Origin of the sequence: Streptomyces sp. ActVer (assembly GCF_027270795.1) — a bacterium.
GTDB lineage: Bacteria > Actinomycetota > Actinomycetes > Streptomycetales > Streptomycetaceae > Streptomyces > Streptomyces umbrinus_A.
The window spans coordinates 1-18350 of the sequence record NZ_JAPWHT010000017.1 but is presented as its reverse complement, the minus strand read 5'-3'; the positions used below and the strand labels follow the sequence as shown (position 1 = coordinate 18350).

The following is an 18350-nucleotide window of genomic DNA, read 5'->3' as shown; positions in this document are numbered from 1 at the left end:
ATGGCCGCCGAGCGAGCAGGGCGGGCCGGGGTCCCACTCCCCGGGCCCGCCCTGTGATCAATTCGCCGAGCGGACTACGAGGCGGAGGCGGACGTGGTCGCCGACGCGCCCGGCTGCACCGCGTCGTCCGTGCCCTCGTGGGTCGCGTCCGGGTCGACGCCCATGGTGATGGTGCCGAGCACGCCCTTCGCGATGCCGTTCTTCTTGTACTTGAGCTTGAGGAGGCCACCGGCCGTGCCGGACTGGTCGTAGATGGTGTCCTCGGTGAGCGTCGTGCGCTCGGTCGTCGACGTGGAGTACGGCTCGACCTCCGCCGAGGCGAGCACCGACTCCTCGTCGAAGAAGAACTGGCCGGTGTGGCAGGTGTTCCCGCCCTCGTACCCGGCGTCCGTCCAGGTGCCGCTGACGTGCACCTTGGTGTGGATGTGGACGCAGCGACCCTGGTACCAGCCCGGGAAGACCGTCTTGAAGGTGACGAAGCCCTGCTTGTCCGTCTTCCACGTGCCGCGTAGGTAGCGCTTGTCGTCGGTGGGCTCCTGGTGGCCGCCACCGCCGCCGCCCGCGGGCGGGGAGCCGGTCGGCGTACCGGACGGGACATCGGTGGGCGTTCCGCTGGGAGGTGTGCCCCCGCCGCCACCGGAGGAGGAGTCCTCGTAGCCGGAGTACAAGCCCAGCGCGTCACAGTGCCAGATGTCGACGGCGGCGTTTCTGATGGGCTTGCAGGTCTCGTTGTCGATCACCTTGAGGCGCAGGGTGAGCGGGATGCCCTCCCGGTCCTCGGTGATGTCCTGGCGGAGCTTGTCCGCGTCGATGTAGTACGGGCCCTCGGTGGTCTCCGACGTGAGCTTGTAGCACGTCTCCGATGAAGTGGAGGAGGCGGTCGGTGAGGCGCCCTTCTTCGTCTGGCCGGCGTTCGCGGTCGCGGCGATCGTGCCGCCCACGCCCACCGCGGCCACCGCCGCGCCGCCTGCCACGACGACCTTGCGGCGCGTCACGTTCCGCTTGTGTTTCGGACCCTGGGCTGTTTGGTTTCCTTGGATTCCCGTCATGGACAGGGAAGTTAGGTAAGAAGACTGTCAAGGGCGTGGGCACGGACTGTGGGTTGCTGTGCTCATGAAGAACGTGGCGCGAATCGATCGAGCCCTGCGGCTCACGGCCGGAGCCCTGCGGCTCGCGATCGGGCCCCTGCGGCTCAGCGGCTGCCGCGGGTCTCGGCCGCGCGGCGCGACAGGTCGCGGACCAGGGCGGCCCGGTCCACGCGCCCGAGTGCTTCGGCGAGCCCGGTGAGCAGCTCGTCGGCGGTCTCTTCCGCACTCGGCGGCGGTCCCGGAGATCTGCACGACGAACAGGTGGCCGTCGTCGCGGTGGACACGCAGGCCGTCCTCCCCCCGCCCGCGTCCAGAACGCCACGGCTCCGGCTTTGGCCGAGAACAGCTGTGCCGGGCGACGGCACATTCGCGAACTGGACGACGCCGAAGCCGGCCGACGCGAGCGACGCCGCCTCAGCAAGGATTCCCGGCGCATGAACCTCCAGGTACGCATACACCGCTACGACCGCGCCCCGGACTGAGGGAACTCACCACCCCGCGCCCCAAGCGCCCCAAAGGGGCGCGGGGAACTGCGCGACCAGCCACAGCCGGGCCCGCAGGCGAAACAGCGCCCTCCAGCGGAGCGCCCCGCGGACCCGACCCGAGAGCCGGGCCCGCAAGCCGAACCTGAGGAGAGCGGGGCCCGCAGGGCCCTACTTCGGCTGAGGCTTCCGCACCGAGAGGTGCAGCTCACGCAGTCGCGTCTCGTCCAGCTCCGTCGGCGCGCCCATCATCAGGTCCTGCGCGTTGCCGTTCAGCGGGAAGGCGATGGTCTCCCGGATGTTCGGCTCGTCGGCGAGGAGCATGACGATGCGGTCGACGCCCGGAGCGATACCGCCGTGCGGCGGGGCGCCAAAGCGGAAGGCGCGGAGCATGCCCGCGAACTGCTCCTCGACGGTCTCACGGTCGTAGCCCGCGATCTCGAAGGCCTTGAGCATGATGTCCGGCTCGTGGTTCCGGATGGCGCCGGAGGACAGCTCGACGCCGTTGCAGACGATGTCGTACTGCCAGCCCAGGATGTCCAGCGGGTCCTGGGTCTCCAGGGCCTCCAGACCGCCCTGCGGCATCGAGAACGGGTTGTGCGAGAAGTCGATCTTCCCGGTCTCCTCGTCCTTCTCGTACATCGGGAAGTCGACGATCCAGCAGAACCGGAAGACGCCCTCCTCGAAGTGCCCGGCGCGCTTGGCGGCCTCGACGCGGACCGCGCCCATGATCTTCGAGACCTCGTCGAACTCGCCCGCGCCGAAGAAGACGGCGTGGCCGGCCGCGAGCGACAGGCGCTTCGTCAGCTCGGCGACGTTCTCCTCGGTCAGGAACTTGGCGATCGGGCCCGTCAGTGAACCGTCCTCGGCCACCCGCACCCAGGCCAGGCCCTTCGCGCCCTGCGAGACCGCGTAGTCACCGAGCTGGTCGAAGAACTTCCGGGACTGCGCAGACACGTCCGGCACCGCCAGCGCACGTACGTGCTTGCCCACGAAGGCCTTGAACTCCGAGCCCTCGAAGACGTCGGTGATGTCGGTGAGCTCCAGCTGGGCCCGCAGGTCCGGCTTGTCCGAGCCGTACTTCAGCATCGCCTCACGGAACGGGATGCGCGGGAACGGGGACGTCACGTGACGGCCCTTGCCGAACTCCTCGAACAGCTCGGTCATGAGCTTCTCGATGGGCTGGAACACGTCCTCCTGCTCGACGAAGGACATCTCCACGTCGAGCTGGTAGAACTCGCCCGGCGAACGGTCCGCACGCGCGTCCTCGTCACGGAAGCAGGGCGCGATCTGGAAGTACCGGTCGAAGCCCGAGATCATCAGCAGCTGCTTGAACTGCTGCGGCGCCTGGGGGAGGGCGTAGAACTTGCCCGGGTTCAGGCGGGACGGGACCACGAAGTCGCGCGCGCCCTCGGGGGAGGTGGCGCTGAGGATCGGGGTCGCCATCTCGTTGAAGCCCAGGGCCGTCATCTTGTGACGGATGGCGGAGATGACCGACGTACGCAGCAGGATGTTGCGGTGCATACGCTCGCGGCGCAGGTCGAGGAAGCGGTACTCCAGACGCCGCTCCTCGTTCACACCGTCCTCGGCGTTGATCGTGAAGGGCAGCGGGGCGGCCGCGCCGAGCAGCTCGACCTCGCCCACCTCGACCTCGATCTCGCCGGTCGGCAGCTCCGCGTTCACGTTCTCCGTGCCACGCGAGACGACCTTGCCGTCGATGCGGACCGTGGACTCCTTGGAGAGCTTGTCCAGGGCCTCGTACGCGGGGGTGCCGGGGCGGGCCACGAGCTGCGTGATGCCGTAGTGGTCGCGCAGATCGATGAAGAGGATGCCGCCCAGGTCTCGGCGATTGTGCAGCCAGCCGCTCAGCCGGACGTCGCTGCCGACGTCAGAGGCGCGGAGCTCGCCGCAGGTGTGGGACCTGTACCGATGCATCGTCGTTTCATCCAGTCTTCGCGGTCGGGGGCGTTGTTTCACGTGAAACACAGCAAGCCTACCGGCCGCCCCAAGATCGCCGTTCGCAATAGTTCCGCCACCTTGCCGGCCCTGGGTGCTCATCCGCGTCTCACCTGCCTCGGTGGCAGCTTTCGTTCACCTCTCCATACAGTGGGGCAATGCGCATCGGTGATCCCCTTCCCTCAGTGGGGGACGTCCTCGCCACCCTCGCCACCGGCCTGTGGAGGTGGGACGACGCCGCCGGGAAGGTCACCCTCGACGCCGAGGCCGCCCGGCTCCTCGGCCTGCCCGCGGAGCCGACCGTGCTCACGGAGGCAGGTGTACGCGCCCGTTTCCACCCCGTCGACTGGAACGAGGTCAACGGGGTCGTCCAGCTCGCCGTCGTCGAGGGCACACTCGCCGAGCTGCGGCTGAGGGTCATGGACGAGCAGGGCCATGTGATCCGTACCGTACGCAGCCGTTCCAAGCCGTCGATCGACCCGGGCACCAGGTCGTACCAGCTGATCGGCACCATGCAGGAGGTCACCGAACCGCAGCCGGGCTCCGCCGCGCGTACGCCGGTCACGGGTGACTGGAGACGCTCGCGGGAGGCGTTCCTGCTGGACGCGGGGCGGGCGCTGGCCGAGGCGCGGTCCACGGCGGAGGTGCTGCGGGTCGCGGCGGGCCTGTCGATGCCCGGTTTCTCGCCGGACGGGCTCGCGGTCTTCGGCGCGGAGGGCGACCGGCTGACGGTCATAGGCCACCACGGGCACAACCCCGGGGACGAGGAGCCGTTCACCCAGATGCCGCTGGACACGGACTATCCGGCCGCGGAGGTCGTCCGCACCGGCCGTGCCGTCTATCTCTCCTCGCCCGACCACTACCGGGACCGCTATCCGGCCGCCTGGCCGCTCGCCCAGCACTTCGACCGCCAGTCCTGGGCGTTCCTGCCGCTCACGTTCGCGGGCCGCACGATGGGCGCGTGGATGGCGGCCTTCACGTACCCCGTCACGTTCACGCCCGACGAGCGTTCCGTGCTGACGACGGTGGCGCGGATGCTGGCACAGGCCCTCTCGCGGGCCGGGGTCGCCGAGTCCGAGCGGGAGCTCACGGACGGCCTCCAGCGCTCGATGCTGCCCACCCTGGGGCCGCAGATCCCGGGCATGAGCGTCGCGGCCCGGTACGTGCCCACCGGCGGCGGACTCCAGGTGGGCGGCGACTGGTACGACATGATCCCGCTGCCCGGCGGCACCTCCCGGAACAGCCCCGAGGGTGGCCGCTTCGCCCTGGTCATCGGCGACGTCCAGGGCCATGACGTACGCGCCGCCGGACTGATGGGCCAGCTCCGGATCGCACTGCGGGCGTACGCCTCCGAGGGACACCGCCCGGACGCGGTCCTCTCCCGCGCCTCACGCTTCCTGTACGGGATCACGTACAACGAGGAGGTCGCGGACCTGCGCTTCGCGACCTGCCTGTACGTGGAGGTCGATCCGGAGAGCGGGGTCCTGGAGATAGCCAGGGCCGGGCATCCGGACCCGGCGATACGCATGGCCGACGGGACCGTGCTGACCCGGCCGACCGCGGGCGGGCTGCCGCTCGGCATCGATCCGGACGCCGACTATCCGACGACGCGGCTCGTCCTGGAGCCCGGCGAGACCATGCTGATCTGCACGGACGGGCTCATCGAGACCGGCGGGCACGACCTGGACACCGGCTGGCGGCGGATCCGCAGGATCCTGGAGAGCCACGACGGCGACATGGAGGAGCTCGCCGACGCGCTGGTCCAGGCCGTGCACGGGCCCTCCTCCCACCACACGACCGGGCCGCTGGTGGACCGCCGCGAGGACGACATAGCGGTGCTGCTGCTGAACAGGGCGGGGGAGCACAGCGACCTCGGGGGCACCCTGACCGAGCGGCCCTCCGTACGCCGGACCATGGTGACCGTCGCACAGGCCGAGCACGAGCGGGTCGCGGGAGCCCGGCAGCAGCTGCGGGAGTTCCTGCACGACTGGGCCTCCGCCGACCAGGTCGACTCGGCGGTCCTGCTGGTCTCCGAGATGATCACGAATGTCCTCGTCCACACCGACGCGGACGCGCTGCTCGTCGCCGAGATGACGGGCGGGCCGGGGGCACGTCGGATACGGATCCAGGTGACGGACGGGAGCGACGACCTGCCCCACAAGCGGCACCCCGGCGAACTGGCGTCCTCCGGGCGGGGCCTGATGCTGATGGAGCTGCTCGCGGACGCGTGGGGGGTGGACCCGCGGGGCGAGGGCAAGAGCATCTGGTTCGAGCTCTACGAGGAGGAGCCGGACGGGGAGGAGCCGGGCGGGGAGGAGCCGGGCGGCGAGGCCGAGCCCGGGGTTCCCGGCTTCTCCGGGGTCTCCGACGTCTCCGAGGTCCCCGGAAACGCGTAACGCCCCCGCAGTTCCGCCATCACCCCGAACGCCGCCGCCGTCAGGGGCACCGCCAGCAGCATTCCGAGGATGCCCGCCACGGACGCACCCGCGGTGATCGCCAGCATGACGACGGCGGGGTGCATCTGCACGGTCCGGCTCTGGATCATCGGCTGGAGCACATGCCCCTCAAGGACCTGCACGGCCAGGACGACCCCCAGCGCCCACAGCGCGATCACGAAACCCCGGTCCGCGAGGGCCACCAGAATCGCCACCGCGCCGGAGAGAAAAGCGCCCAGGTACGGGATGTACGCACCGACGAACACGAGCGCACCGAGCCCGACGGCCCCCGGCACCCGCAGCACGAGCAGGCCCACGGTGATGCAGATCGCGTCGATGAGCGCAATGAACGTCGTCCCGCGCATGAACCCCTCGACGGCCCGGTACGCCCGCCGCGCCATCGCCTCGGCCATGTCGCCCGAGCCCCGCGGCACCAGCGAGCGCAGGGTCCCGGCCGCCCGGTGCGAGTCCCGCAGGAAGAAGAAGACGAGCAGCAGCGCGAGGACGGCCATGGCGATGGCCTGGCCCACGACGCTGATCCCGCTGATCACCCCGGACGCCGCCGTCCCGCCGAACTTGCCCAGCAGCTCCTTGGCGTTGGAGGCGAGGTCGTCGAGCGAGGTGCCGGCCGCCCCGAAGTGCTCGGACAGCGACTCGGCGGCCTGCTTGAGCGAGGCGGTGATCTCGTCACCGGTGTCGATCAGCGCGGCCACCACGATGTACGTGGCCCCGCCGACGACGGCGAGCACGGCGGCGCAGGTCACACCGGCCGCGATCGACCGGTTCACCTTCGCCCGCACCAGCCGCCCGTACAGCGGCCGGAGCAGCGCCGTCCCGAGCAGCGCGAGCAGCACCGGCACCACCGCGGTCTTGAACTCGACGCACAGCCGCACCCCGACCACCACGACCCCGGTCACCAGCAGAGCGACGACGCACCAGGCGGCCACGCGGCGTACGGGTTCGGGCAGGAGCCGGGCGGATTCCGGAAGCAGGGGCTGCACGGCTCCACCTGACCATGCGTCAGTCGGGGCGGCGCTCCGGGAGGGGCTGAAAGGGGGACCTGCCGGGGGACGGGTGCGCAATGATGCGAACCATGGCCGCCATCACTGAGATACCAGGGCCCAAAGGCCTCCCCCTGCTCGGCTCGGCACTCGATCTCCGGCGCGATTCGCTGGACGTCTTCCTCCGGGCCCGGCGGGACCACGGCGACGTGGTGCGTCTCTCCGCGGGGCCGCCGGGAGTCCGTACGGTGCTGCACTGCGTCTTCTCCGCGGAGGGCGTTCAGCAGATCCTTGCCTCGCAGGCGGCCAACTTCCGCAAGGACAACCAGTTCTACGAGGAGCTGCGGCAGTCCGCCGGCAACGGCCTGCTCACCGCGCAGGACGCCGACTACCGGCGCCAACGCCGTCTGATCCAGCCGCTGTTCACGAAACGGCAGGTGGACACCTATGCCACGGCGGTGACACTGGAGGCCGACGGCGCGGTCGAGCGCTGGCGGGACGCGGCCGACGGCGTCGTCGACGTGGTCCGGGAGATGGACCGGCTCGCGCTGCGCACGGTCTCCCGCATCCTGTTCGGCGCGGACGTCGAGGCCACGGTCGACGTCATCCACGACAACTTCCCCGTGGTCAGCGAGTACGTGACGCGGCGCGGCTTCTCCCCCGTCAACCTGCCGCGTTCCTGGCCCCTCCCGTCCAACCGCCGGGCCGGGGCCGCGTCCCAGACGGTGTACGCGGTCTGCGACCGGATCATCGCGGAGCGCAGGGCGGCCGACGCGACGGCCGGGACCGCCTCCGCCGAGGGCGACGACCTGCTCTCCCTTCTGGCCCGGGCGGGCAGCGAGGAGGACGGCAGCCTCGACGCGGCCGAACTCCGCAACCAGGTGCTGGTCTTCCTGGTCGCGGGCCACGAGACCACCGCGACGTCCATGGCCTTCGCGCTCCATCTCCTCGCCCGCCACCCGGAGGCCCAGAAGCGGGCCCAGGAGGAGGCCGACCGGCTGCCGTCGGGGCGGCCGCCCTCGGCCGCCGACCTCGACGAACTCCCGTACCTGACAAGGGTGCTGAAGGAGTCCATGCGGCTGTATCCGGCCGCTCCGGTGGTCGGCCGCCGGTCCGTCGAGGCCGCGGAGGTCGACGGGCACCTGATCCCGGCGGGCGCGGACGTCCTGGTCCTGCCCTGGGTCACCCACCGCCACCCGGACCTGTGGGACGACCCGGAACGCTTCGACCCCGACCGCTTCACCCCCGAGCGGGAGGCGGCCCGCCACCGCTACGCCTGGTTCCCCTTCGGCGGCGGCCCGCGTGCCTGCATCGGCCAGTACTTCTCGATGCTGGAGTCCGTACTGGCCCTGGCGGCCCTGCTGCGCTCGTACGAACTGGAGGCCCTGGACACGGAGGTCCCCCTGGCAGCGGGAATCACCCTCCAGGCGACGGGTCCGGCACGGGTACGGGTGCGGGCCCGCGGCTGACCGCACACAACGAAACAGGCCCGAAGTCGCAGGACGAACCTGCGGCTTCGGGCCTGTCTCGTGCTGCACCGGACCCTGCGGGCCGACCGCGGACCGGGGGTCGAGAGGGCGTCGAACGGGCGACTACAGCCCGCCCTCCGTCATTCCGTGCACGGCGGGAATGGTCCCCAGCCGCCCCTTCTGGAAGTCGTCGAAGGCCTGCTGCAGCTCCTCGCGGGTGTTCATCACGAAGGGGCCGTAGTGGGCCATCGGCTCCCGGATCGGCTGGCCGCCCAGGATGACGACCTCCAGGTCCGGGGTGTTGGCGTCCTGCTTCTCGTCCGCGCGGACGGTCAGCGACGAACCCGCGCCGAAGACGGTGGTCTGCCCGGTGTGGACCGGGCGACGGTCCGCACCGACACTGCCGCGTCCTGCCATCACGTACGCGAGGGCGTTGAAGTCCTCGCGCCACGGGAGCGTGAGCTCGGCGCCGGGCGCCACGGTCGCGTGGATCATGGTGATCGGCGTGTGCGTGATGCCGGGACCCTGGTGGCCGTCCAGCTCACCGGCGATGACGCGCAGGAGCGCGCCGCCGTCGGGCGTGCTGAGCAGCTGGACCGAGCCGCCGCGGATGTCCTGGTAGCGCGGCGCCATCATCTTGTCCTTGGCCGGCAGGTTCACCCACAGCTGGAGCCCGTGGAAGAGACCGCCCGACAGGACGAGCGCCTCCGGCGGGGCCTCGATGTGCAGAAGGCCCGAGCCCGCGGTCATCCACTGGGTGTCGCCGTTGGTGATGGTGCCGCCGCCACCGTTCGAGTCCTGGTGGTCGAAGACGCCGTCGATGATGTAGGTCACGGTCTCGAAGCCGCGGTGGGGGTGCCAGGGGGTGCCCTTGGGCTCGCCCGGCGCGTACTCCACCTCACCCATCTGGTCCATCATGATGAACGGGTCGAGATGGCGGTAGTTGATCCCGGCGAACGCGCGGCGGACCGGGAAGCCCTCACCCTCGAAGCCGCTCGGCGCGGTGGTCACGGCGAGCACAGGACGTGCCACGGCCTCGGTCGACGCGGCCACACGGGGCAGGGTCAGCGGGTTCTCGACGGTCACTGCAGGCATGTCGGTACCTCCTTGTGCTCGAAGTTTAGTTGAATGTCGAACTTTCTGCCACCTGGAACGCAGAACGCCCGGAGGGCATTCCCTCCGGGCGTTCCGGTGTGGAGCGGTTCGTGCGGGCCGGTTGTGCGAACCGGTCGTGCGGGCCGTTCCTACCGGGCAGTACGCGCTTGCCGTCTGCGCGTGGCGGTGCCTGTCGGCCGTCTGTGGAGCAGCCGCGGTCAGCCGTACATCCGGCGCATGGCGAAGTCGACCATCTGCTCGACCGCCTTGGCGTCGAAGACGATGCGGTGCTCGCCCTCCATGTCGAGGACGAAGCCGTAGCCGGTGGGGAGCAGGTCGATCACCTCGGCGCCGATGACCACGAAGTACTTGGACTCCTTGCCGGCGTACCGGCGCAGTTCCTTGAGCGAGGTGAACATCGGGATCACGGGCTGCTGGGTGTTGTGCAGCGCCAGGAATCCGGGGTTGTCACCGCGCGGGCAGTAGACCTTGGAGGTGGCGAAGACCTGCTGGAAGTCCTCGGGGGTCAGCGACCCCGTGGTGAACGCGCGCACCGCGTCCGCGAGCGACGGCGGCGACGGTTCGGGGTAGAGCGGCGGCTGCTGGCCGTACCCGCCGACGCCTCCGACACCACCGGGCATTTGCTGCTGCGGCGGCGGCTGGGGCTGCGTGTACTGCTGCTGCCCCGGTCCCACGTTCTGGTCGTAGCCGTACATGGGGGCAAGAGTACTGGCGGGGCGGGCCGCCCGGTCGTCCACGGCGGATTTCCTCGAACAGGTGGCGGAGCCGTGTACTCCCACCCGAAGGTGGACCCCGAAATGTAGACCCTGCTCACACTTGGGCAATCAGGGGTTGATTCTTATTACCGACGGGTAGCATCATCGTAGCTACTAGTTGGTACGCGAACCAGATGCGCGCCAGACTCGAAAGACTCGAACCAGGTGCGAGGACTCGTCACCGAGGACTCACCACCTCCCCGATCCCTTACGGAGCCGTCGCCATGGGGCACTACAAGTCGAATCTCCGCGACATCGAGTTCAACCTCTTCGAGGTGCTCGGGCGCGACAAGCTGTACGGCACCGGCCCGTTCGCGGAGATGGACACCGAGACCGCCAAGAGCATCCTCGAAGAGCTGACGCGCCTCTCGGAGAACGAGCTGGCGGAGTCCTTCGCGGACGCCGACCGCAACCCTCCGGTCTTCGACCCGGAGACCAACACGGCGCCCGTCCCGGCATCCTTCAAGAAGTCCTACCAGGCCTTCATGGACTCCGAGTACTGGCGGCTCGGCCTCCCCGAGGAGATCGGCGGCACCACCGCCCCCCGCTCCCTGATCTGGGCGTACGCGGAGCTGGTGCTCGGCGCCAACCCCGCCGTGTGGATGTACTCCTCCGGCCCCGCCTTCGCGGGCATCCTCTTCGACGAGGGCAACGAGGTGCAGAAGCACATCGCGAAGATCGCCGTGGACAAGCAGTGGGGCTCCACCATGGTGCTCACCGAGCCGGACGCCGGCTCGGACGTGGGCGCGGGGCGTACGAAGGCGGTCGAGCAGGCGGACGGCTCCTGGCACATCGAGGGCGTCAAGCGCTTCATCACGTCCGGTGAGCACGACATGTCGGAGAACATCCTCCACTACGTGCTCGCGCGTCCCGAGGGCGCCGGCCCCGGCACCAAGGGCCTGTCCCTCTTCCTCGTCCCGAAGTACGAGTTCGACTTCGAGACCGGCGAGCTGGGCGAGCGCAACGGCGCGTACGCGACGAACGTCGAGCACAAGATGGGCCTCAAGGCCTCCAACACGTGCGAGATGACGTTCGGCGACCGCCACCCGGCCAAGGGCTGGCTCATCGGCGACAAGCACGACGGCATCCGCCAGATGTTCCGCATCATCGAGTTCGCCCGCATGATGGTCGGCACGAAGGCCATCTCGACGCTGTCGACGGGCTACCTGAACGCTCTGGAGTACGCCAAGGAGCGCGTCCAGGGCCCCGACCTCGCGCAGTTCATGGACAAGACCGCGCCCAAGGTCACCATCACGCACCACCCGGACGTGCGCCGCTCGCTGATGACGCAGAAGGCGTACGCGGAGGGCATGCGCGCCCTGGTGCTGCACACCGCCGCGCTCCAGGACGAGATCCAGGTCAAGGAGGCCGAGGGCGAGGACGCGTCCGCCCTGGAGGCCCTCAACGACCTGCTCCTGCCGATCGTGAAGGGCTACGGCTCCGAGAAGGGCTACGAGCAGCTCGCCCAGTCCCTGCAGACCTACGGCGGCTCCGGCTTCCTGCAGGAGTACCCGATCGAGCAGTACATCCGCGACGCCAAGATCGACACCCTGTACGAGGGCACGACCGCGATCCAGGGCCAGGACTTCTTCTTCCGGAAGATCGTCCGCAACCAGGGCGCGGCCCTCAACTCCCTCGCCGAGGACATCAAGAAGTTCCTGGCGCTCGGCACCGGCGGCGAGGAGCTGTCCGGCGCCCGCGAGCACCTCGCCAAGGCGGCCGTAGAGCTGGAGGCCATCGTCGGCCTGATGCTCACCGACCTCGCGGCGACCGAGCAGGACGTCAAGAACATCTACAAGGTCGGTCTCAACAGCACCCGCCTGCTGATGGCCTCCGGTGACGTCGTCGTCGGCTACCTGCTCCTGAAGGGTGCCGCCGTCGCCGCCGAGAAGCTGGAGACGGCCTCGGCGAAGGACCGGCCGTTCTACACCGGCAAGATCGCCGCGGCGAAGTTCTTCGCTGCGAACGTCCTGCCGGGCGTCACCGGTGCGCGCAAGCTCGCCGAGGGCGTCGAGCTGGACCTGATGGAGCTGGACGAGTCGGCGTTCTGACCGGGGCCCACCTCTGGGGGCTGCGGCCCCCGGGGCCCTGAAGAAAGGCGGGGCGCGGCCCCCGCCTTTCTTCAGGGGCGCGGGGAACTGCGCGACCAGCCCCCACGCACCCGCAGGGTCGGCGATCAGGCCGTGAGCCGTCGCGTTCGCGCCGAACGTCCGGACCCGTCCCACCGTCTGTACACACCCCTCACGAAGGCCCGTTCCCATCCCCGGGGGCGGGCCTTCGTACGTCGTTAAGGTGAACCCATGCGCACACCCCCACGCTTCGACCGCGGACACACCGACGACCTCATGTCCTTCCTGGCGGCGAGCCCGTCCCCGTACCACGCCGTGGCGAACGCCGCCGAGCGGCTGGAGAAGGCGGGCTTCCGGCAGGTCGCGGAGACCGACGCGTGGGACGGGACGAGCGGTGGAAAGTACGTGCTGCGCGGGGGCGCGATCATCGCCTGGTACGTGCCGGAGGGCGCCGAGCCGCACACCCCCTTCCGCATCGTCGGGGCGCACACCGACTCCCCCAACCTGCGGGTGAAACCGCGCCCGGACAGCGGTGCGCACGGCTGGCGCCAGGTCGCGGTCGAGGTCTACGGCGGTCCGTTGCTCAACTCCTGGCTCGACCGGGACCTGGGCCTCGCCGGACGGCTGTCGCTCCGGGACGGCTCGACGCGCCTGGTGAACATCGACCGGCCGCTGCTGCGCGTGCCCCAACTCGCCATCCACCTGGACCGGTCCGTCACCTCGGACGGCCTCAAGCTCGACAAGCAGCGGCATCTGCAGCCCATCTGGGGCCTGGGCGACGACGTGCGCGACGGCGACCTGATCCGCTTCCTGGAGGAGGAGTCGGGGCTCACCGAGGGCGAGACCACCGGCTGGGACCTGATGGTCCACTCCATCGAACCGCCCGCCTACCTGGGCCGCGACAAGGAGCTGCTCGCGGGCCCGCGCATGGACAACCTGCTGTCCGTGCACGCCGGTACGGCGGCGCTGGCCGGCGTGGCGACGGCCGACGAGGCCCTCTCCTACATCCCGGTCCTCGCGGCGTTCGACCACGAGGAGAACGGCTCGCAGTCGGACACGGGGGCGGACGGGCCGCTGCTGGGCAGCGTGCTGGAGCGTTCGGTGTTCGCGCGCGGCGGCTCGTACGAGGACAGGGCCCGCGCCTTCGCCGGCACGGTCTGTCTCTCCTCCGACACGGGCCACGCCGTGCACCCGAACTACGCCGAGCGGCACGACCCGACGCACCACCCGCGCGCGGGCGGCGGCCCGATCCTCAAGGTGAACGTCAACAACCGCTACGCGACGGACGGTTCGGGCCGCGCCGTGTGGGCCGCCGCCTGCGAGAGGGCCGACGTGCCCTTCCAGACCTTCGTCTCCAACAACTCCATGCCCTGCGGCACCACCATCGGTCCCATCACCGCGGCCCGCCACGGCATCAAGACGGTCGACATCGGCGTGGCCATCCTCTCCATGCACAGCGCCCGCGAACTCTGCGGCGCCACCGACCCGTTCCTGCTGGCGAACTCGTTGGTGGGGTTCCTGGAGGGGTAGGCGAGCTCCGGAGGGGCAGGCCGCGGAGATCTCCCCTGCGTGACTCCTCCCCCGGCTGAGGCCGGGGGCTTCTCGCTATGCCGGGTTGGCGTTGCGACGGACCAGCCCGGCCCGTAGAACGTTGGTGGCTGCCACGGTGTCGGCGTGCGCGTGGTGGCCGCAGGCGACGCAGTGGAACTTTTCCTGTGTGGGCCGGTTCTCCTTGGCGGTGTGCCCGCATTCGGGGCACTCACGGGAGGTGTTGCGGGGGTCCACGGCGATCACTTCCCGTCCAGCGCTTTCAGCCTTGGCGTGCAGGATCGTCAGGAACACCCCCCATCCGGCATCGTTGATCGACTTGTTGAGCCCGGCTTTGGCGGCCGCCCCGTTGGGCAGGAAGGTGCCCGGCCGGCCGGGGTCGGGCTTGGGTTCCGGGGCCTTGCTCATGTTGCAGATCTTGAGGTCTTCGTGCGCGATGAAGTCGTGCGCGCGGACCAGGCCGAGGGCGGTCTTGTGGGCGTGGTCGAGCCGCTGGCGGTGCACCTTGCCGTGCATCTGGGCAACCTTGTCCACCGCGCGCTGGTGGTTAGCGGTCCGGTCCTTCGCCTTGCAGCGCGGGAACCGGGACAGGGCCTGCTGCGCTGCCTTGAGCTTCTCGGATGCACGGCGGCCGTGGCGCGGGTTGGGCACGAAAGCGCCGTTCGAGTCGGCGAGGAAGTTCGCGATGCCCAGGTCGATACCGGCCACGGAGCCTGTCGTCGGCAGCGGCTCCGGTGCAGCCTGCTCGGCGGTCAGCACGACGTACCAGCGCTTGCCCTCACGCTTGACACTGATGGTCTTGACCTTTCCCAACACCGGGCGGTGCTGGTTGACCCTGACGTGGCCCACGCCCTGGAAGCGGACGCGGGCGGTCGGGTCGTGCGGAGTGGAGTTCCACCGGCAGCCGTCCCCGTCCTTCGGGAAGTCCACCGTGTCGAACCAGTTCACCCCGCGAAAGCGCGGATAGCCGGGAACCTCACCGGACTTGACCCGGCGGAAGAACGCGGCGAACGCCTTGTCCAGGCGGCGCAGGGTGGCCTGCTGCGAGCTGAACGACCAGCGGCCCTGACGCTCAGGGTCGAACGCCCGGATCTCCTTGAGCTGCGCCGACTGCATCCCGTACTTGACGGTGGTCTTCGAGACATGCCGGTAGGCATCGCGGCGTTCCTGCAACGCCGCGTTGTAGAGGGAGCAGTGGTCCCGCAGCATCTCAGCGAGTGCCTGGGCCTGGCGGACGGTGGGCCGCAGGAGGAACTTGTACGCACGGATCATCCAGCCCACCCCCTCCGGTCGGGATCGCTTGATCCTACTACACTTGGTGTATGTCACCGCGCTGGGAACCAGATCCCGATGTCCGAAGGGGGAATCATGTCATTTTCAACCTCCATGCACACTTGGTGTTCGTCACGAAGTACCGGCGGGAGATCTTCAACGGTGAGATGCTGACGCGCTGCGAGGAGATCATGCGGGACGTGTGCGAGAGCTTCGGCGCGGAGCTGCGGGAGTTCAACGGCGAAGGCGATCACGTTCACCTGCTCGTGCACTACCCGCCGAAAATCTCCCTGTCCAAGCTCGTCAACAGCCTCAAGGGCGTCAGCTCCCGATACCTGCGCGCGGAGTACATCGACCGGATCAACCGAATCGGGACAGGCTCGGTGTTCTGGTCCCCGTCCTACTTCGCCGCGTCCTGCGGCGGCGCACCGTTGAGCATCGTCAAGGACTACATCGAGAACCAGAAGCGACCGGCCTGACCGTCATCACACAGGCGCAGTGATCTCCGGCGCTTCGCGCCTCCGGGCCGAGGATCACATTCCCGCCCGGCCTGAAGGCCGGGATTCCCTGCGAAGAACAAGGGATGGAGGGACGCGGTCCGGGTACTCGCCCCGGACCCGGGAACCGCACGGTCTCCGGGCCCGGAACGAACTGTGTTTCAAACAGGAGGCGACACCCATGGGCCTGGGCGGGTGCATCATTCTGATCGCCGCAGGGGCGATCCTCACGTTCGCGACCGACTGGGACATGCAGGGGGTCAACCTCGACCTGGTCGGCATCATCTTCATGATCGTCGGGCTGATCGGTGTGGCGACGTTCAGCAGCATCGCCAAGCGGCGCCGGGTCGTGGTACCGCCCACCACACCGGTGGTCACCGAGGAGCAGCGCAGCCGCGGCGGGTACAGCGACGGTTACGGCGCCTGATCACCGACGACCTCAGCATCCGACCACCGACGGCTCCGGCATCCGACCGCCGTACGAATCAGCTGTTCAGCACGTGTCCGGTGGTGGCGTCCACATGGTCGGGGACCTCCTCGTGGCGGTCCCCGACCGACAGCGTGCCGGTGGGCTCGATGACGAGGATCGCCGCGCCGGAGGGTGAACTCGGCTTGTGCTCGGTGCCGCGCGGGACCGTGAAGAGCGACCCCTTGGGCAGGACCACCGTGCGCTCGCCGCCGGGCTCGCGCAGGGCGATGCGCAGTTCGCCCTCCACGACCAGGAAGAACTCGTCGGTGTGGTCGTGGGTGTGCCAGACGTGCTCGCCCTCGACCTTCGCGAGGCGTACGTCGTAGTCGTTGACGGCGGTGACGATGCGCGGGCTCCACAGGTCGTCGAAGGAGGCGAGCGCGGCGGCGAGGGAGACGGGTTCGCTGTTCTGGGCGGCTTGGGGCTGGGTGGCTTGAGGCTGGGTGGCTTGAGGCTGGGTCGCTCGGGTCTGGGCCATGGGTTCATCGTGCGGCCGGACGGCCCGGGCATACGAGTGCTAGAAATCGCACATGCCGCAAGGATCCTCGCAGCACTCGACTCCGCCTGCTCCGTCTGCTCCGCCTGCGCTGCTTGCTCCGCCTTCGTCTCAGGGGCGGCGGCCGCACCGCGTCGCCGTGATCGTCGACGAGGGCACCAACCCCTTCGAAGTGGGCGTCGCGACCGAGCTGTTCGGACTGCCGAGGCCCGAACTCGGTCTGCCCCAGCCGCTGTACGAGCTGACGCTGTGCACCCCCACCCCCGGGGTCCGGATGAACCACGGCTTCTTCACGCTGAGCGGGGTGCCCGGGCTCGACGCGGTGGACGACGCGGAGACCCTCGTCGTCCCCGGCCGCCCCGACAACGTCGTGCCGCGCGGCGAGGCCGTACTCGACGCCGTCCGGCGCACCCACGCCCGCGGGGCCCGCGTCGTGAGCCTGTGCACCGGGAGCTTCGCGCTCGCCGAAGCCGGAATCCTTGACGGGCGCCGGGCCACCACGCACTGGCGCTGGGCCGACCTCTTCCGGGAGCTCCACCCGAAGGTCCTGCTTGAGCCGGACGTGCTCTTCGTCGACGAAGGCGACGTGCTGACGGCGGCGGGCAGCGCGGCCGCACTCGACCTCGGGCTGCACATCGTGCGCCGCGACCACGGCGCCGAGATCGCGAACGCCGTGTCCCGGCGGCTCGTCTTCGCCGCCCATCGCGACGGCGGGCAGCGGCAGTTCGTCGAACGCCCACTTCCCGACGTCCGGGACGAGTCCCTGGCACCGCTGCTGGCCTGGGCGCAGGCCCGGATCGGCGAACCGCTGACGGTCGCGGACCTCGCGACGCACGCGGCCGTGTCGCCCGCCACACTCCACCGCCGCTTCCGTGCCCAGCTGGGCACGACCCCACTGGCGTGGCTGACGGGCGAACGGGTGGCGCTGGCCTGCCGGCTCATCGAACGCGGCGAGGAACGACTGGACGTCGTCGCGGAACGCAGCGGTCTCGGCACCGCCGCCAACCTGCGGACCCGGCTGCGCCGCGAGACCGGGCTCAGCCCGTCGGCCTACCGACGGCGTTTCGGACCTGCTGCCGGGGAACCGCTAAGAGCATGAAATTCCTCGTACGCGACCGGCTCCTGGGCATCGGTGACGACTACTGGATCGAGGACGAGCACGGCCGCAAGGCCTTCCTCGTCGACGGCAAGGCGATGCGGCTGCGGGACACCTTCGAGCTGAAGGACGCGCAGGGGCGGGTGCTGATCGACATCCACAAGAAGATGCTCGCCCTGCGGGACACGATGGTCATCGAACGGGGTGGTGAGCCGCTGGCGACCATCCGCCGCAAGCGGCTGTCACTCCTCCGCAACCACTACCGCGTGGCCCTCGCCGACGGGACCGAGCTCGACGTCAGCGGCAAGATCCTCGACCGGGAGTTCGTCGTCGAGTACGACGGCGAACTCCTCGCCCACATCTCCCGCCGGTGGCTGCGGGTCCGGGAGACCTACGGCGTCGAGGTCGTACGCGACGACGCGGATCCCGCCCTGCTGATCGCAGTGGCGGTATGCGTGATCCACCTGGCGGAAAGGGAACGGGACTCGGACTGAGACGGATTCCTCGCCCCCGCCGCCCCTACCCATTCCCTTCCCCTGGGGGCTGACGCCCCCAGACCCCCACTGAAATTCAGCCCCTCCGGCGTTTGAGGAGCGGGGGT

Annotated in this window: 15 protein-coding genes and 1 pseudogene; 8 read left to right on the top strand and 8 right to left on the bottom strand. The window is 69.8% G+C overall.

Features of this window, described 5'->3' with window-relative positions; genetic code table 11:
* Nucleotides 1-74: 74 nt before the first annotated feature.
* The 3 genes from O3Q52_RS04975 to aspS form a co-directional block, all read right to left on the bottom strand.
* A complete protein-coding gene (locus O3Q52_RS04975) occupies nt 75-1049 on the bottom strand; it encodes an intradiol ring-cleavage dioxygenase (RefSeq protein ID WP_269647559.1) in 975 nt (324 codons plus the stop codon).
* A gap of 143 nt (nt 1050-1192) precedes the next feature.
* Complete coding sequence (locus O3Q52_RS04970) at nt 1193-1372, bottom strand: hypothetical protein (RefSeq protein ID WP_269647558.1); 180 nt, start codon at nt 1370-1372, stop codon at nt 1193-1195.
* A gap of 369 nt (nt 1373-1741) precedes the next feature.
* A complete protein-coding gene (aspS, locus tag O3Q52_RS04965) occupies nt 1742-3505 on the bottom strand; it encodes an aspartate--tRNA ligase (protein ID WP_269647557.1) in 1764 nt (587 codons plus the stop codon).
* A gap of 179 nt (nt 3506-3684) precedes the next feature.
* Here aspS and O3Q52_RS04960 point away from each other — a divergent pair.
* Nucleotides 3685-5808: pseudogene (locus O3Q52_RS04960) on the top strand (SpoIIE family protein phosphatase); the annotation flags it as partial.
* Here O3Q52_RS04960 and O3Q52_RS04955 read toward each other — a convergent pair.
* Nucleotides 5802-6962: an AI-2E family transporter gene (locus O3Q52_RS04955; RefSeq protein ID WP_269647556.1), complete on the bottom strand. Its 1161-nt coding sequence runs from the start codon at nt 6960-6962 to the stop codon at nt 5802-5804. The pseudogene O3Q52_RS04960 and the gene O3Q52_RS04955 overlap by 7 nt on opposite strands.
* A 92-nt stretch (nt 6963-7054) precedes the next feature.
* Here O3Q52_RS04955 and O3Q52_RS04950 point away from each other — a divergent pair, with 92 nt between their 5' ends.
* Nucleotides 7055-8431, top strand: a complete 1377-nt coding sequence (locus tag O3Q52_RS04950) for a cytochrome P450 (protein ID WP_269647555.1) — start codon at nt 7055-7057, stop codon at nt 8429-8431.
* A 123-nt stretch (nt 8432-8554) separates the two neighbouring features.
* Here the strand turns inward: O3Q52_RS04950 and O3Q52_RS04945 are convergent, their stop codons facing one another.
* Nucleotides 8555-9526 (bottom strand): pirin family protein, encoded by a 972-nt coding sequence (locus O3Q52_RS04945; protein ID WP_269647554.1) that lies wholly within the window; start codon nt 9524-9526, stop codon nt 8555-8557.
* Between the two features lie 218 nt (nt 9527-9744).
* The gene (locus O3Q52_RS04940) at nt 9745-10242 is read right to left on the bottom strand and encodes an SseB family protein (RefSeq protein WP_269647588.1); all 498 of its coding nucleotides are present in this window, start codon (nt 10240-10242) and stop codon (nt 9745-9747) included.
* 284 nt (nt 10243-10526) lie between these two features.
* On the opposite strand from O3Q52_RS04940, the gene O3Q52_RS04935 reads away from it, so the two are divergent.
* On the top strand, nt 10527-12353 hold the full coding sequence (locus O3Q52_RS04935) for an acyl-CoA dehydrogenase (RefSeq protein ID WP_269647553.1): 1827 nt from the start codon (nt 10527-10529) through the stop codon (nt 12351-12353).
* Between the two features lie 249 nt (nt 12354-12602).
* A complete protein-coding gene (locus O3Q52_RS04930) occupies nt 12603-13901 on the top strand; it encodes a M18 family aminopeptidase (RefSeq protein WP_269647552.1) in 1299 nt (432 codons plus the stop codon).
* 75 nt (nt 13902-13976) lie between these two features.
* On the opposite strand, the gene O3Q52_RS04925 is transcribed toward O3Q52_RS04930, so the two are convergent.
* Nucleotides 13977-15191, bottom strand: a complete 1215-nt coding sequence (locus O3Q52_RS04925) for a transposase (protein WP_269647551.1) — start codon at nt 15189-15191, stop codon at nt 13977-13979.
* A gap of 50 nt (nt 15192-15241) precedes the next feature.
* On the opposite strand from O3Q52_RS04925, the gene tnpA reads away from it, so the two are divergent.
* Nucleotides 15242-15670, top strand: a complete 429-nt coding sequence (gene tnpA / locus O3Q52_RS04920) for an IS200/IS605 family transposase (protein ID WP_269647550.1) — start codon at nt 15242-15244, stop codon at nt 15668-15670.
* Between the two features lie 199 nt (nt 15671-15869).
* On the top strand, nt 15870-16115 hold the full coding sequence (locus tag O3Q52_RS04915) for a DUF6458 family protein (protein ID WP_269647549.1): 246 nt from the start codon (nt 15870-15872) through the stop codon (nt 16113-16115).
* 58 nt (nt 16116-16173) lie between these two features.
* On the opposite strand, the gene O3Q52_RS04910 is transcribed toward O3Q52_RS04915, so the two are convergent.
* Complete coding sequence (locus O3Q52_RS04910; protein WP_269647548.1) at nt 16174-16635, bottom strand: cupin domain-containing protein; 462 nt, start codon at nt 16633-16635, stop codon at nt 16174-16176.
* Between the two features lie 52 nt (nt 16636-16687).
* On the opposite strand from O3Q52_RS04910, the gene O3Q52_RS04905 reads away from it, so the two are divergent.
* Both O3Q52_RS04905 and O3Q52_RS04900 read left to right on the top strand, forming a co-directional pair.
* The gene (locus O3Q52_RS04905; RefSeq protein WP_269647547.1) at nt 16688-17752 is read left to right on the top strand and encodes a GlxA family transcriptional regulator; all 1065 of its coding nucleotides are present in this window, start codon (nt 16688-16690) and stop codon (nt 17750-17752) included.
* Nucleotides 17749-18243, top strand: a complete 495-nt coding sequence (locus O3Q52_RS04900; protein WP_269647546.1) for an LURP-one-related/scramblase family protein — start codon at nt 17749-17751, stop codon at nt 18241-18243. Before O3Q52_RS04905 ends, O3Q52_RS04900 begins: the two co-directional genes overlap by 4 nt.
* Nucleotides 18244-18350 lie beyond the last annotated feature (107 nt).

What these genes read in the sequence shown, in the direction of transcription:
- O3Q52_RS04940 (WP_269647588.1), bottom strand. Translation starts at nt 10,242, where the DNA reads ATGTACGGCTACGACCAGAACGTGGGACCGGGGCAGCAGCAGTACACG.
- O3Q52_RS04935 (WP_269647553.1), top strand. Translation starts at nt 10,527, where the DNA reads ATGGGGCACTACAAGTCGAATCTCCGCGACATCGAGTTCAACCTCTTC.
- O3Q52_RS04915 (WP_269647549.1), top strand. Translation starts at nt 15,870, where the DNA reads ATGGGCCTGGGCGGGTGCATCATTCTGATCGCCGCAGGGGCGATCCTC.
- tnpA (WP_269647550.1), top strand. Translation starts at nt 15,242, where the DNA reads ATGTCACCGCGCTGGGAACCAGATCCCGATGTCCGAAGGGGGAATCAT.
- O3Q52_RS04900 (WP_269647546.1), top strand. Translation starts at nt 17,749, where the DNA reads ATGAAATTCCTCGTACGCGACCGGCTCCTGGGCATCGGTGACGACTAC.
- O3Q52_RS04945 (WP_269647554.1), bottom strand. Translation starts at nt 9,526, where the DNA reads ATGCCTGCAGTGACCGTCGAGAACCCGCTGACCCTGCCCCGTGTGGCC.
- aspS (WP_269647557.1), bottom strand. Translation starts at nt 3,505, where the DNA reads ATGCATCGGTACAGGTCCCACACCTGCGGCGAGCTCCGCGCCTCTGAC.
- O3Q52_RS04910 (WP_269647548.1), bottom strand. Translation starts at nt 16,635, where the DNA reads ATGGCCCAGACCCGAGCGACCCAGCCTCAAGCCACCCAGCCTCAAGCC.
- O3Q52_RS04950 (WP_269647555.1), top strand. Translation starts at nt 7,055, where the DNA reads ATGGCCGCCATCACTGAGATACCAGGGCCCAAAGGCCTCCCCCTGCTC.
- O3Q52_RS04925 (WP_269647551.1), bottom strand. Translation starts at nt 15,191, where the DNA reads ATGATCCGTGCGTACAAGTTCCTCCTGCGGCCCACCGTCCGCCAGGCC.
- O3Q52_RS04930 (WP_269647552.1), top strand. Translation starts at nt 12,603, where the DNA reads ATGCGCACACCCCCACGCTTCGACCGCGGACACACCGACGACCTCATG.
- O3Q52_RS04905 (WP_269647547.1), top strand. Translation starts at nt 16,688, where the DNA reads ATGCCGCAAGGATCCTCGCAGCACTCGACTCCGCCTGCTCCGTCTGCT.
- O3Q52_RS04975 (WP_269647559.1), bottom strand. Translation starts at nt 1,049, where the DNA reads ATGACGGGAATCCAAGGAAACCAAACAGCCCAGGGTCCGAAACACAAG.